General features: G+C 62.3%; 14 protein-coding genes. 9 read left to right on the top strand and 5 right to left on the bottom strand.

Translation table 11 applies throughout. From position 1 onward, the window contains the following. Positions 1 to 172 precede the first annotated feature (172 nt). A complete protein-coding gene (locus IPK70_08570) occupies positions 173 to 658 on the bottom strand; it encodes a hypothetical protein (GenBank protein MBK8227217.1) in 486 nt (161 codons plus the stop codon). A gap of 46 nt (positions 659 to 704) precedes the next feature. On the opposite strand from IPK70_08570, the gene fahA reads away from it, so the two are divergent. From fahA to IPK70_08530, 8 genes are all read left to right on the top strand, one after another. Then, positions 705 to 1,985: a fumarylacetoacetase gene (gene fahA, locus IPK70_08565; protein ID MBK8227216.1), complete on the top strand. Its 1,281-nt coding sequence runs from the start codon at positions 705 to 707 to the stop codon at positions 1,983 to 1,985. Positions 1,986 to 1,995: 10 nt separating this feature from the next. Then, on the top strand, positions 1,996 to 4,245 hold the full coding sequence (locus tag IPK70_08560) for a bifunctional (p)ppGpp synthetase/guanosine-3',5'-bis(diphosphate) 3'-pyrophosphohydrolase (protein MBK8227215.1): 2,250 nt from the start codon (positions 1,996 to 1,998) through the stop codon (positions 4,243 to 4,245). Between the two features lie 215 nt (positions 4,246 to 4,460). Then, positions 4,461 to 4,922 (top strand): transcriptional repressor, encoded by a 462-nt coding sequence (locus IPK70_08555; protein MBK8227214.1) that lies wholly within the window; start codon positions 4,461 to 4,463, stop codon positions 4,920 to 4,922. Continuing rightward, positions 4,919 to 5,284 carry an STAS domain-containing protein gene (locus IPK70_08550; protein MBK8227213.1) on the top strand — a complete coding sequence of 122 codons (366 nt, stop codon included), beginning with the start codon at positions 4,919 to 4,921 and terminating at the stop codon, positions 5,282 to 5,284. The genes IPK70_08555 and IPK70_08550 overlap by 4 nt, the downstream gene beginning before the upstream one ends. A gap of 14 nt (positions 5,285 to 5,298) precedes the next feature. Then, entirely contained in the window at positions 5,299 to 6,561 is a 1,263-nt protein-coding gene (locus IPK70_08545; GenBank protein MBK8227212.1) for an adenylosuccinate synthase, read from the top strand. 4 nt (positions 6,562 to 6,565) lie between these two features. Continuing rightward, on the top strand, positions 6,566 to 7,966 hold the full coding sequence (locus tag IPK70_08540; GenBank protein ID MBK8227211.1) for an rRNA methyltransferase: 1,401 nt from the start codon (positions 6,566 to 6,568) through the stop codon (positions 7,964 to 7,966). A 7-nt stretch (positions 7,967 to 7,973) separates the two neighbouring features. Further along, positions 7,974 to 8,708, top strand: coding sequence for a hypothetical protein (locus IPK70_08535; GenBank protein ID MBK8227210.1), 735 nt, complete (start codon positions 7,974 to 7,976; stop codon positions 8,706 to 8,708). Positions 8,709 to 8,872: 164 nt separating this feature from the next. Continuing rightward, the gene (locus IPK70_08530; GenBank protein ID MBK8227209.1) at positions 8,873 to 9,316 is read left to right on the top strand and encodes an Hsp20/alpha crystallin family protein; all 444 of its coding nucleotides are present in this window, start codon (positions 8,873 to 8,875) and stop codon (positions 9,314 to 9,316) included. A 511-nt stretch (positions 9,317 to 9,827) separates the two neighbouring features. On the opposite strand, the gene IPK70_08525 is transcribed toward IPK70_08530, so the two are convergent. From IPK70_08525 to IPK70_08510, 4 genes are all read right to left on the bottom strand, one after another. Next, positions 9,828 to 11,300, bottom strand: a complete 1,473-nt coding sequence (locus IPK70_08525; protein ID MBK8227208.1) for a hypothetical protein — start codon at positions 11,298 to 11,300, stop codon at positions 9,828 to 9,830. A 588-nt stretch (positions 11,301 to 11,888) separates the two neighbouring features. Continuing rightward, the gene (locus IPK70_08520) at positions 11,889 to 12,542 is read right to left on the bottom strand and encodes a hypothetical protein (protein MBK8227207.1); all 654 of its coding nucleotides are present in this window, start codon (positions 12,540 to 12,542) and stop codon (positions 11,889 to 11,891) included. Then, complete coding sequence (locus tag IPK70_08515) at positions 12,542 to 12,919, bottom strand: hypothetical protein (GenBank protein MBK8227206.1); 378 nt, start codon at positions 12,917 to 12,919, stop codon at positions 12,542 to 12,544. Before IPK70_08515 ends, IPK70_08520 begins: the two co-directional genes overlap by 1 nt. A gap of 3 nt (positions 12,920 to 12,922) precedes the next feature. Then, positions 12,923 to 13,198, bottom strand: coding sequence for a DUF493 family protein (locus IPK70_08510; GenBank protein ID MBK8227205.1), 276 nt, complete (start codon positions 13,196 to 13,198; stop codon positions 12,923 to 12,925). A gap of 71 nt (positions 13,199 to 13,269) precedes the next feature. Between IPK70_08510 and IPK70_08505 the strand changes: the two genes are divergently transcribed. Continuing rightward, positions 13,270 to 14,415: a hypothetical protein gene (locus tag IPK70_08505; GenBank protein MBK8227204.1), complete on the top strand. Its 1,146-nt coding sequence runs from the start codon at positions 13,270 to 13,272 to the stop codon at positions 14,413 to 14,415.

The following is a 14,415-nucleotide window of genomic DNA, read 5'->3' as shown; positions in this document are numbered from 1 at the left end:
GGGAGCTGCGGCAGAGCGTGCGTGATGTGCTTCAGTGGACCAGGAGGAAGCCATTGCGGCGATCGTGCCAGCACATTGGTCGGTTCGAAACCCGTCCAACTGAAAAAGGTGAAGAGAAGAACCCACGCCATGAGCGCGGATCGGAATAAGCGAGCAGTGGTTTCAGGTACGTTCATGGCTCCGCGAGATTGGTGATGCGCTCATTGCGAAGCCACGGCCGATGAATGTCCGAGACGCAATGCTCGACAAGCCGGAATTGAAACGTGGGGACGGCGTAGCCAGCGCGCCACTCGTAGCCATGGAGCGCCATTGTCCTCATGGCGCGCATCAACTGCGGCGCTGGTGATCTTCGGCCTTTGTGCGCTTCAGCCTGCACATGGTGCGCGATCGTCTGCGCCGCGCGTCGCTGGAGGTAATGATCGGTACCTCGAAAGATGCTGAACCAGGAGCCGCCCACACTGTATTCGATGCGGCACGAGCACAGCGGCGGATCCGGCGCGAAGAGCCTCCATTGCTGGTGGAAGAGCGGCCGGGCATAGAACTGGCCGATGACGCGCAGGCGCTCGGGAACCAGTCGCTCCGGGAAGGTGTAGCAGGCCAGCAGCAAGGTGTGCATGGCCAGAAAACCGACAACGACGCGCTTCCCGGATCGAGTCATCTGTGGGGTGAAGATGAGGTACGCCTTCGCAATGCACCTTTGTGCCATGTCAAAGAACTTGATTGATCCAGCGCTCCGCTCCTGGGTCCCGGTCCCTGAGGGCAGCGACTTCCCTATCCAGAACATCCCCTTCGGCACAGGCCTGCATGGAGGTGAGGTCCCAGCGCTCTACACGCGCATCGGCGATACCGCGATCCACATCCCCACGCTGGTGCAGCTCGGGCTCCTCGATGAACTGGGCCCCGCGAAGATGCTCGTGCAAGGCAGCGTTGATGAGCTGTTGATCGCAGGGCGGGACAGCGTCCGTGCCGTGCGCACGCGGTTGAGCGAGCTCTTGCGCGAGGATGCCTCCGCCTCCCTGATCGACAGGGTGAGCAAGAGCCTCCTCCCGGCGGATCGCGTGGAAATGACCCTGCCCTGCACCATCGGTGACTACACCGATTTCTACAGCAGCCGTCAGCATGCCTACAATGTGGGCTGCATGTTCCGTGATCCGGCGAATGCCCTGCTCCCGAACTGGCTTCACCTCCCGGTAGGCTATCACGGACGCGCCAGCAGCATCATCCCGAGCGGTACCGACATCCGGCGTCCTTGCGGCCCGTTCAAGCCAGCGCCCGATGCGGCGCCGGTCTTCGGCCCCACGCGCCAACTCGATTTCGAATTGGAAGTGGGCTTCCTCACCTACATAGGCAAGGAGCTCGGCCAACGGATAAGCACGGCCGAAGCCGACGACTGCATCTTCGGCCTGACGCTATTCAACGATTGGAGCGCGCGCGATATCCAGGCATGGGAGTATGTGCCGCTCGGCCCATTCCTGGGAAAGAACTTCGCATCCTCCCTCTCTCCATGGGTGGTGACCCTGGATGCCTTGGAGCCATTCCGTGTGCCCGGGCCGGTGCAGGAGCCTTCAGTACTCCCCTACCTGCGGTATTCAGGCCATAAGCACTACGATATCAAGCTCGAGGTGGCCATTCGCCCCGAAGGCGGGAGCGAGACGGTGGTATGCCGCAGCAACTTCAAGCACCTGTACTGGAACATGGCGCAGCAGTTGGCCCACCACACCGTGAACGGCTGCAACGTGCGCGCCGGCGACCTCATGGCCAGCGGAACCATCAGCGGCGATGACCCCGATAGCTTCGGCAGCATGCTCGAACTCGCCTGGAAAGGCACCAAGCCCGTGAAGCTGGCTGACGGCAGCGAGCGGAGATTCATCGAGGACGGTGACACCGTGATCATGCGCGGCCATTGCGAGAAGGATGGGCTGCGCATCGGCTTCGGCGAGGTGCGCGCGAAGGTGCTCCCAGCGCTGCCCTTCGAGGCTCCCTAACTTCGATGCCATGAGCAGCGCTCAAGCCTCCACCGCAGACGATACCAAGCCCGCCACGCCCGCCATCGATCCGGAGGCCGAGCGCGCGGAGATCCTGCGCCGCTACCGCACCCTGCTGCGCGCCATCAAAGGCGAGCGCACGGCGGAAGACACGCGCATGATCCGCAAGGCGTTCAACATCGCGGTGGAGGCGCACAAGAACCAGCGGCGCAAGAGCGGCGAGCCCTACATCTACCACCCCATCGCGGTCGCGCGCATCTGCGCCGAGGAGATCGGATTGGGCACCACCAGCGTGGTGGCCGCCCTGCTCCATGATACCGTGGAGGACACCGACCTCACGCTCGATGACGTCAAGGACCTCTTCGGATCAACGGTGGCCACCATCATCGACGGCCTCACCAAGATCAGCGGCCTCCAGTTCGCCACCGACAGCATCCAGGCCGAGAACTTCCGAAAGGTGCTGCTCACCCTGGCGCAGGACGTGCGCGTGATCCTTGTGAAGCTCGCGGACCGGTTGCACAACATGCGCACGCTCGACAGCATGGCGCGCGACAAGCAGCTGAAGATCGCCAGCGAGACGCTCTACCTCTACGCTCCCCTCGCCCACCGCCTGGGCCTTTACACCATCAAGAGCGAATTGGAGGACCACGCCCTGCGCTTCAAGGAGCCCGAGGTCTATGCCGAGATCAGCCATAAGCTCAAGAAAGGCGAGGCCGTGCGGCGGCGCTTCATCAACAGCTTCGTCGTGCCCATCAAGCGGGCCCTCGATCGCGAGGAATTCAGCTATGAGATCAAGGGCCGGCCCAAGAGCGTGCACAGCATCTACAACAAGATGCTGAAGAAGAACGTGAGGTTCGAGGAGGTCTATGATGTCTTCGCGATCCGCATCATCATCGACACGAAGCAGGAACTGGAGAAGGCCGATTGCTGGAAGGTGTACAGCATCGTCACGGACTTCTACCAGCCCAATCCCGACCGCCTTCGCGATTGGATCAGCCTGCCCAAGGCCAATGGGTACGAGAGCCTGCACACCACGGTGATGAGCCCCGGCGGCCGTTGGGTGGAAGTGCAGATCCGCAGCCGCCGCATGGATGAGATCGCCGAGATGGGACTAGCCGCGCATTACCGGTACAAGGACGACCAGGAGCACGCAGGCGCGCTCGATGCGTGGCTCAACCGCATCCGCGAGGTGCTCGACGACCCCACCACGGACGCCATAGACTTCGTGAATGACTTCAAGCTGAACCTCTTCAGCGATGAGATCGTGGTGTTCACGCCCAAGGGCGAAATGCGCAATCTGCCCGCTGGCGCCACCGCCCTCGACTTCGCCTTCGACATCCATACGCAGATCGGCAGGCAATGCATCGGCGCCAAGGTGAACCACAAGCTGGTGCCTTTGAGCCATCCCCTCAAAGGAGGTGACCAGATCGAGATCATCACCAGCAGGAAACAGCAGCCCAAGGAGGATTGGCTCGGCTACGTGAAGACGGCGAAGGCCCGGCACAAGATCAAGCAGAGCCTGCGCGACCTGAAGAAGAAGCTGGCGGTGGTGGGCCGCGAGCAGGTGCAGCGCCTGATCCGCAAATGGGGCGCGAAGGCCGATGCCGCCAGCATCAATGCGCTGATCGAGCATTTCGGGGCCCGCAGCGCCATGGACCTCTATTACCAAGTGGCACGCGGCAAGCATGTGCCGGAGAAGATCGAGGGCGTGGAGGTGAAAGGCGGGCGCCTGCAGCTGCCCAAGGTGGTGCGCCAATCCGATGAGCGCAGCCTGGAGGAAGTGGTGGCCGAGATCCGCGGCAGCACCCCCGGCGCATTGCTCATCGGCGACGACCTGCAGAAGATCGACTATCAGCTCAGCAAGTGCTGCAATCCCATCGCTGGCGATGATGTCTTCGGGTTCATCACCGTGGGCGAGGGCATAAAGATCCACCGGGTGAGCTGCCCCAATGCCGTGCAGCTCATGAGCAACTTCGCCTACCGCATCGTGAAGGCCCGTTGGAAGGGCAAGGAGAACATCGAGTTCCTGGCGGGCATCAAGTTCAGCGGCATCGACGATGTGGGCCTCGTGAACAAGATCACCACCATCATCAGCCACGAGCACAACGTGAACATGCGCGCCATCAGCTTCGAGAGCCACGACGGCATCTTCGAGGGCAAGGTGATGGCCTACGTCCATGACACGGATCACCTCAAGGCCCTGATCGAGAAGCTCAAGCGCGTACGAGGCGTCCGGAACGTGGAGCGGGTGGAGCAATAGCGGTGCACCGCCCCGAAGAGCCTTCAGGGATTCTCCCTTCTTGAAGCGGGTGCAGGGGATCGGGCGACCAGGAAAGGCGCGGAATCGGAGGATAACCGGATTTCCTGACGGATTCCGCAACGATGCAGGGGTGCTGAAGACCTTCGCGCTGCCGAATGCGGAGATGCCAAACAGGCTCTAAGCCTACATTTGCGCGTCGCTACAGCGTCCGCACCATGAACCCGGTAGAGCAGCAGGCCAGCGTGCACCGCATCTTCACCGAGTACCTCGAGCGCAAGGGGCACCGCAAGACCCCCGAGCGCTTCGCCATCCTTAATGAAGTGTACGCGCAGGACGGCCACTTCGACATCGAGCGGCTCTATGGCCGCATGAAGGTCAAGAAGTACCGCGTGAGCAGGGCCACCTTGTACAACACCATGGACCTGCTCCTCGATTGCGAACTGGTGCGGCGCCACCGCTTCACCTCGGAGCGGAGCAGCTTCGAGAAGGCCCACGCCTTCCGTCAGCACGACCACCTGATCTGCGAATCGTGCGGCGGCGTCACCGAGTTCTGTGACCCGCGGATCCAGCAGATCAAGAATACGGCCGCCGAAGCCACGGGCTTCAGGCCCAGCCGCCACGCCTTGCTCATCCACGGCCTTTGCGCCGCCTGCCAAGCCAAACTCAGCACCTCATGACCGTGACCGAACGCCCGCCCTTCGACCTGGAGATTTCCGATCTGCAGGGCATCCCTGTCTTCCACATGAAGGGCCGCCTGATGGACCAGCAGCAGGCTGACCGGCTCATGGAAGCCCTTGATCGCGAATTGGCCAAGGGGCCCGTTTCGGTGGTGCTCGACATGGGCGAGCTCCAGTACATGAACAGCACCGGGCTCAACATCCTCATCAGCGTGCTCACTTCCACCCGCAATAAGGGCGGCGACACCCTCATCGCACGCGTGAGCCATAGCGTGCGGCAGCTCTTCGTGGTAACCAAGCTCGATTCCGTCTTCATCATCACCGGCACCGTGGATGAGGCGATCGAGAAACTGAAGGGCTAGTGGCGCGCGCTCGGATGGACGTGCTGCTCGGTGCCCAATGGGGCGACGAGGGCAAAGGCAAGGTCGTTGACGTGATCGCGCCGCGCTATGAGGTCATCGCGCGCTTCCAAGGCGGGCCCAATGCCGGGCACACCTTGATCTTCGAGGGCACCAAGCATGTGCTGCACACCATCCCGAGCGGCGTATTCCGCGAGGGCACGGTGAACCTCGTGGGCAACGGCGTTGTGGTGGACCCGGTGATCTTCCTCAAGGAGGTGCGCGCGCTCGAGGCCGCAGGCGTCGATATCCGCGCATCGCTCCTCCTCTCCCGCCGTGCGCACTTGATCCTGCCCACGCACCGCGCGCTCGATGCCGCCAGCGAATCGGATAAGGGCAAGCTCAAGATCGGAAGCACGCTCAAGGGCATCGGCCCAACGTACATGGATAAGACCGGCCGCAACGGATTGCGCGTGGGCGACATCTTCCAGGCAGACCTTCCCGACCGGGTCGCTGCGCTGCGCCGCAAGCACGAGCGGTTGCTCTCGCTCTACGATGAAGTCGGCGCCGAAACGGAGGCCGAAGCCGAGTGGATGGACGCCGTGCAGCAGTTGAAATCGTTCAGCACGGTGGATTGCGAGCATTACCTCGATGAAGCATTGAACTCGGGCAAGCGCGTGCTCGCCGAAGGCGCGCAAGGCACCTTGCTCGATATCGACTTCGGCACCTATCCCTTCGTGACCAGCAGCAGCACCATCTGCGCCGGGGCGTGCACGGGATTGGGCGTTGCACCCAACCGCATCGATCGCATCACCGGGATCTTCAAAGCCTATTGCACCCGGGTGGGCAGCGGCCCTTTCCCCACCGAACTGGATGATGCCACCGGAGAAGCGATCCGCAAGGCTGGACATGAATTCGGAAGCACCACCGGGCGCCCGCGCCGATGCGGATGGCTCGACCTCCCGGCGCTTCGCTACGCCGTGATGATCAACGGGATCACCGATCTGGCCATGATGAAGGCCGATGTCCTGACGGGCATGGATTCCGTGCGCATCTGCACGCACTATCGGGTGAATGGCGTGATCACGGACCGCATGCCATACGACGTGACCACCGGTGTTGAACCCCTCTACGCCGACATGCCCGGATGGGATGCCGCCAACCCGAACGGGCGCCTGCCGGATTCGCTCGAACGCTACATCGCCACGATCGAGCAGGCGGTCGGCGTGCCCATTTCCATCGTGTCGCTCGGCCCTGATCGCGCCGAGACGATCATGCGCCAGCCGATGACTGCGGCCTGATGCCATGGCTCGGCGGAAGAGCAAGGACCCGCCGAATCATCGCGCAAGCGGGAGCACTTCTCTGCCCGGAGGATTCGAGCAGCGCGTTCCGATTACCGATGACGTCGAGCGCGCTGCGCTGGTTGCTGCGCTGAGCACGGCCTCTCCGGTCAGCATCCGGCTGAATCCGAACAAGCCGTTCATGATCAATGCCGAGCCGGTGCCTTGGTGCGCGAGTGGCCGCTACCTCTCGCATCGGCCTGCATTCACGCTCGATCCCTTGCTCCATGCCGGAGCCTATTACGTGCAAGAGGCCTCGAGCATGCTGCTGGAGCAAGCGGTGCTCGCCACTGGCCTGCACGAGCACGATGTGATCGCGCTCGACCTATGCGCCGCGCCCGGCGGGAAGAGCACGCACTTGCTCTCGCTGCTCACGCCGGATAGCCTGCTCGTGGCCAATGAAATTCACGCTGAGCGCCGTTCGGTGCTGGCCGAGAATTGCTGGAAGCACGGTTCCCCGAACGTGGTGATCGCAGGCAGCCGTGCCGGTGACCTTGGATCACTCGCATCCACCTTTGACCTGATCCTCCTCGATGCCCCGTGCTCGGGAGAAGGCATGTTCCGCAAGGACCCGTTCGCGCGGGCCCAATGGTCGCCGAAGCTGGTGGAGCGATGCGCAGCTGCGCAACGAGACTTGGTGAAGCACGCCTGGCAGGCCCTCAGCCCCGGAGGATCGCTGGTGTACAGCACATGCACTTGGGAGCCCATGGAGAATGAAGCGCAAGTGGGTGAATTGGTCGCGCACGGAGGCGAGTGCTTGGAATTGCCGATCGATCCGGCATGGGGCGTTCAGCGCAGCGAAGTGCATGGCGCCATAGGCTACCGCTGTTATCCGCACCGCATGCGCGGCGAGGGCTTCTTCCTCAGCGTGGTCCGCAAGCCGGGTCATCTGGAGCTCCGAGAATCGCAGGAGGCCGATAAGGAACAAGTCGGCCTGCCTTGGGTGAAGCCTTCCATGTGCTTCGAGTCGGTTGAGCGCAATGGCATCCTGTACGGGCGGCCTGCAGCGTGGTCGCGAGAACTTGATCGAATGGGAGCTTCACTCCGGATCACAGCGCCGGGACTCCCTTATGCTGAGCGCAAAGGCGATGGCTGGGCACCGCATGCGGCCTTGGCCTTGTCGAACGCGTTGGACCGCAGCACCGCGCGCGAAGTCGGGCTCAGCCGACCCGATGCGCTTCGCTTCCTGCGCGGTGAGGCCCTGATGGCCGATGGTGCTGAAGGAATGAGCCTTGCCAGCTTCGAGGGAATCGGCCTCGGGTGGATGCATGGAGCGGGCACGCGTTGGAATAACCGCTGGCCGCCGGCATGGCGCATCCGCATGCATGCGAGCGAAGCAGCCGCTGTACCTTGGTCGAAGCAGTGACTGCATCATGATCACCGCATTCCTCGACTGGTTCGAAGAGCACAAGGCCGGCGTGATCGGGGCGCTGGCCTTGCACACACTGGCGCTTTTCGCGTGCACGTTGGTCTACATGCCCTCCGTGCCCCGGGAGGACCAGATCAGCGACATGCGCATCGATGTGATCAGTGATATGGAGGCGGAAGAGATCGAGCAGCGGATCCAGGATCAGGCCGATGGCGTCCCGGAGAAGGTCACCGCCCTTACGAGCAACCTCACGGCCGAGGTGAAGCCCTCCTTCAGCCAAGCCAAGCTGGCCGAACGCGTGGAGAACGACCTGCGGGCCATGGAACAGGCCGAGTTCAACCGTTTAGCCGAAGAGCGCAAGGCGCGCGGCGAAGAAGACCCAGAGATACCGGAGCTCGACCCGAGTAAATGGGACCATGAGCGCTACCTCACCAAACCAGCGGAACCAGTGAAGGTGGAAGGTGCGGCCTTGGTGGAGCACGACCTCCGCGACCGCGTTCGCGGAGAGGGCAAGCCTGGCTACTTGTGCAAGGATCATGGCCGTGTGGTAGTTCGCGTCGAAGTGGACCGCAACGGCCGTGTGCGGAAAGCGGAATATGATGCAGCGCAGAGCAGCAACGTGGACGAGTGCATGCTCGAGACCGCTTTGAGTTCCGCTAAAGAGACCTCGTTCAACCCGAGCAGTTCGGCTCCTGACCCGCACCGCGGCGTCATCACCTTCCGTTTCGTGCAGCAATAGGCAGCCAGACCCTGCAATTCCGTCACGGCCCACTGGTGCGGACCGGAAATCCTGTCTTGCGATCGCCTTCCCTTCGCGCCACTTCGTCTCGATCAATGCAGCGGCACCCGGGTTGACGAACGCCGTGCATGATCCACTGCAAACCACAAAAACCCAAACACGCCATGACGATCGCGAAGTACCGTCCGCAGGCTGTGCTCACCAGCCCTTTCAGTGAGTTCGTGAATGAATTCTTCGGCCGCGATATCAGCCAGATGCTCGGGCATGATGATGCTCATCGCAGCGCCCCCGCCGTGAACATCGTGGAGCGCGCCAACGAATTCGAGCTGCACCTGATGGCTCCCGGCTATGCCAAGGAGGACCTGAAGCTGAACGTCGAGGACAACACCCTTACGGTGAGTGCAGAGAAGAAGGTCGAAGACCTGAAGGAGAACGAGCGCTTCACCCGCCGCGAGTTCGTGCACAGCTCATTCGCCCGCAGCTTCCGCCTGCCAGAAACGGTGAACGCAGAAGGCATACGCGCCGAGCACGTGAACGGCATGCTGGTGGTGCGCATCCCGAAAGCCGAAGCCGTGAAGCCCAAAGCCCGCGAGATCAGCATCGGCTGAACAAGGTGAATCGAGCACCAATGCGACAGAGCCCCGAACGGGGCTTTGTCCGTTAACAGACCTGCTTCATCCGAGCATTCCTGGCTCAGGACTTCACCATGACCTGCCCAACTGCGGTGAAAGGGCTTTTCCTGGGGCTAGCGGCCATTGCCCCTGAAAAGCGGAGCGGGGCCCGCTTCTCAGCGATCCCCGCTCCCATGCGACTCGGCCGTAGCCTATCGCATGCCCGATGCTCTTTCCCTTTCGGACTCGCTGCCTTCCGGCGGCTTATCCTGCGGCTTGGGGGTTCGCTGCACGTCTGGCATGCACTCGTGCATGACGCTCGCTTGACCTCTTACCAGGTGTGGTTGCGCTTGCGCGCTTCCTGCGTCGTCCTGCATTCACTCCCAACCATCCCCTTCTTGCGTCGGGGGGCGTAAAGAACTACGGTGAGACGAACCTAGCGGAAGCTCCAGAGACGGCCATGGAATCGCAGCCTCGGATTATGCACATCTTCTGCACAGGGCGCCGACTACCTGTCCGCATGCACAACTCGTAGCACCTGGCCATCAGCTGCGCCAACCAAACGGATGAAATACACCCCGGTTGAACGGTCACTTAGGTCGATTCGCACCACTCCGGCGCCAATCGGACTGTTCAGCGTCGCGCGCAACGCGCCAAGGGCATCGTGCACTTCAATGCCCTTCGCGCCCGTTGCGCCCAACTCGATCAGGTGCTCTGCTCCTTGCTGACCCAGGTAGCGCATCGACGACTGGGAAGCAGCCTCACCGATTCCCGAGCATGGATCAATGACCATTGCCACGAAGGACTGGGCATCCGCACATGGAGGCAAGCCATCGACCGTGTAGGTGTAAAGCCCTGGCTGGCTGGTTCCAGGCGAGAAGATGCCGCTCACCGGGGTGCCCACCGGATTGGTCCATGTGCCACCGGAATCGGGTGTGCCGCCCAGAAGGGTGATCAGTTGCACCGGGGGAGCATTCTCGCACAAGGTCACCGTAGTACTGGTGCCCGCATTGGGTGCAACGTTCACAGTAAAGAGGAACTCAGCCGTATCGTTGATGCATGGTGCCGTGCCAAAGACCACGTACAGCACATTGTAGCTGCCGGGGTTGGCCAGTAGCGCGTTGGTGGTGGGTTGGCCGTTGTAGAAGAAAATGCCCGTGGCGTCGCCGCTGTTCACATAGCTCACCAACGGTGGATTGCTTCCATTGGAGCATAGGGCCGTGCTCACATCAAGGCCCGCATTCGCCGGGTTCAGCAGCGTCACCGTAAGCGTGCCTTGGTCCTGCGGACAGCTCCCGGGGCAATTGGTGTTGTAGGTGTACACGCCACCTGGGTCGGTGTAGGTATCGAGTTGGCCGCTGAAGGGCAACGCGTTCGGGCCGGTCCACGCTCCGCATACGGAGGCGCCGGTCATGTAATCGAGCAGGTTGTAGGTGCCTGAATTCTTGCAGAGCGTCACGCTTCCATCGGGCCCAGCGTATGGAGCGGCGCTGATCGTAAGGTTCACGCCGTTGTCGGTGCCTATGACAACAGGCGTGCTGCTCACCACGCGGATGCGGTAGGCGGTGCCCGGAGGCGTGGCCACAGGAATGGTGCAGGCTATGCTCCCTGCTGCCGTGCTCGTCACCGAACCGATTTCGGTAGGCGCTGCGAAGCTCCCGCTGGCATCGCTGAGCTGCGCTGAGAACACATTGCCCGCTGTGTAGCTCCCGATGATGGTATAGGGTACGTTCAATTGCACGCCTTGGCAGAAGGCATTGCCTGCGATAGCGCTCGTGGTGATCGATGCGGGCACCGCAGCTGCAGAGGTTATCACCACGTCGTCCACGGCGAAAGCCGGATCCTGCGCGGAGGACGTAGTGCCGTTGAAGAAGCGGAAGCCGAAGCGCAAGGTGGCCTGGTTGCTGAAGGCCGGGAGCGTGACGCTCTGCTGCACCCAGTTCGATTGGTTGCGGTACTGGCTGATGGGCGTATTGATCACATTTCCAGCTCGCGCCGCTATTGGTGCTGTAATACACCTCGCCGTAGTTGTTCGTGCCGCCTGCGCAAAGCCACCAGAAGCTCAAGGTGATGTCCGCGGCGCCTGTGGCCACATCGGTGGACATGCGCGCGAAATGGCTGGCTGCATTGGCGCAAAGGCCATCCGCAGCCAGGAAACAGCAGCTCAGGATGCCGCTGTTCTGTGCGGCCACACTGGTGATGTGGAGGTAGTTCCCGTTCGGATCGGTGATGCCTCCGGGCTGAGCAGGCGTATTGCCCACATTGAACGGCAAGGGGAATCCGAAGCACACCACTGAGCCATTGCCACCGGTGTAGGCATTGTTGATCAGCCAGCTGTTGTCGGCTGAAGCGGTAGCGCCACCTTGATCCGCTGTGTTCAGGGCGAAGGCCGGAGCGCTCTCGAAGGTTTCGTTGAAGAGCACCGTCTGGGCGGGTGCGATCAGCGAGCAGGAGATGAGCAGAGCGAGTAGCAGTGCGCGCATGGGGTATGGTTTGGGATGGGCAAGATAGAGGGTGATGGTCAACTGTGCAGCGAGGCTAAAGATGTCCGTCCCATCCACGGCACAGACTACCACGTCACCGCCTCGCGCTCACTCCGCCGGAGCCTTGTGCTGAAGCCAAGGCCCACCAGCACGTTGCGCATAGGGCGCCGCTCGGCCGATTCAGGCGAGCCTGGAAAGCGCTGCTGGCCGAGATCCTCCGCCAGGAATGTGCGAGAGGTTTGATCATAACCGAGCGTAAGGCCGAAAGCGAGGTTCTCGGTGGCATGCACGAAATAGCCCAAGCCCAAGGCCCAGTAAGCAACACCATCGCGCGCCCCAACGCAGGTGCCGCAATCGAAATCGTACCACGCCATGCCCAAACGCAAGCCAGCCTCATAAAAGGTGTTCGGACCGGTGTACCGCTCATAGGCAACTTTGCCATAAGCGATGGTTCTGCGCACGTCGCCATTGGGCACGAAGGGCTGAAGGGTGCGCTGCTTCAAGGTGGTCCACCACATGGCCCCGCCTGCTCCTATGCTCAAGCCCTTGAACACTGGCGCTTGGTACGCTAATCCCGCTTGGCCGATGTTCTCCGTGTAATTGGTGAACAGCGGGTTCTTGAACGGGATGGGAAGGTTCAGGTCCCCCTTGATGGTACTGCTCACATCGGGGAGTTTGCCTTGCGCCATCAAGGACGAAGCGAAGGCCAAGGCGAAGAGGAAGGCGGCTGCGCGGTGCATCAGGTCTGAAGACGGAAGCGCCTTACGGTGCGTTGCGTGGCGGTGAGGAGTTCGAAGTGGTAGGTGCCAGCGGCCAGGTCCGGCAACGCGCGTTCGATCCGCCGATTGCCGCTCGGCGCCGATTCATCGGGCCATCGATGCAAAGGCTGATGCTTGTCATCGCTCAGCGCCGTGCGCAGCAACTGGGCCTCGGGCAGGTGCAGCTCGGCGAAGAGGCGCTGCGGGTGGTAGGCCACTTCAAGCGACCTGAGCTCTGCATGCAAGGGCGCGGGCAGGTCGCTGGCCAGCACCTTGCGGCGGAAACGCTGCCAGAGCACCACCACCAGCAGGATGGAGAGCGTAATGAGCAGGGCGGTGCGCAGAGTGACCAGTTCCATCGTTCAAAGGGTGATCACGCCATGGATGTCCGAAGCCCGGTCGTAACGCGCTACGACCTCATCTGCGCTGAGCATCACTTCCTTCACGGTGATGGACAGGTACTTGCCGCCGGCGGAATAGCGCCGCAGCACTTCGCTTTCAGCCGCGAACAGGTCCAGAACGGCCTGCAGGCGCTTCTCTTCCGGTTCCAGGATGAATTTGAACATGTAAACCGAAGGCCAATCGTGCACCTTGCCCAGGCTATCCCGCAACCGCTCCTTCGCTTCGTCGCTCAGCATGGCGCAACTTTGGCCAAAGGTAGCCCGCTGTTGAACCTGCGCTTGCTAGCCGTGTACAGCACCTCCGAACCATGATCCTCCGCTTCCCCTTCCGGTCGGTATTCGCTCCCACCCTGTTCGCTGCGTTCGCTTGCACCGCGCAGACCAGCGCACCTGTTGAGAAGCCCCAAGCCGCCACGGTACGGGATGCCTACCAAGGGGCGTGGAGCGTGAATGCCGAGGCCAAGGACAAGGCGAGGGCCGATAGCGCGCAGCTCGATTTCGGCCTCTTCGGCACCACTGTCACAGCGCTTTCGCCCGCCGAGGGTCTGAACCGCTTCCGAGCTGAGCGCAACAGTGCGCTGATCCGCAACCAAGGGCAGCTTCCATCGAATGAACGCACCAAGCTTAAGAAGCAAGCCGACGCGCTCAGCACCATGCACCCCGGCAGCTTCGAGGCCGAGCTCGCCGCCTTCTACACCGCATTCCCATCCCCCGCCGCCTACGAGCACCTTGATGCGGCTTCGCGCCAACAGCCCGCCCGCGATGAATTGGTCGGCCCAATGCTGACAAGGGCCTTGCGCCACGACGACCGTGGGCAGCTCGTTCCTGCGGCCCGCGAAATGAAGCTGCGCGGCGGTGTGGCACCCGGCCTGTATGCCATGGCCGACGATATCCTGCTCTCCGTGGACCCCGATGCCGTGCTGATCGTGGCCGGTGAGATGGATGGATTCCCGCTGCTCGTGCGCCAATATGCCGAAGGGCGAAGGCCCGATGTGCTCATAGTGGACCAGCGCCTGCTCGACGATGCCAGCTACAGGGCCCGGATCTGGACGCGCGCAAAGGCCCGAGGTGCCGTGGCACCCGATGCCGCCTCGTTCCCCGACCGGCTGATGAGGTCGTGCAGCAGGCCGGTGTTCCTGTCATTGGCCTTGGGTCGGCAATGGGCTGTGCGCTTTGCGCCGATGCTGCACATCACCGGAATGGCCATGCGCCTGAGCGATAAGCCCTGCTGCGATATCCGCAAGCTCGAAGCGGCATGGGATGCCATGAGCCGGACCACAGATGCGGGTCCGCTCAGCCGCAATTACGCCATACCTGCTTCAGTGCTGCTCAAGCACCATCGCGCCCAAGGCGATGAAGAGCAGGCGGCGCTCTTGGAGCACCAGCTGCGCGAGCTCGCCAAGCGCATTGGCATCACAAGTGAATTGCAGGCGAATGGCATCCTACCCCATTGA

Source organism: Flavobacteriales bacterium, from assembly GCA_016712535.1.
Lineage (GTDB): Bacteria > Bacteroidota > Bacteroidia > Flavobacteriales_F > PHOS-HE28 > PHOS-HE28.
The sequence above is the reverse complement of the archived record's forward strand: the minus strand, read 5'-3'. Positions and strand labels throughout refer to the sequence as shown.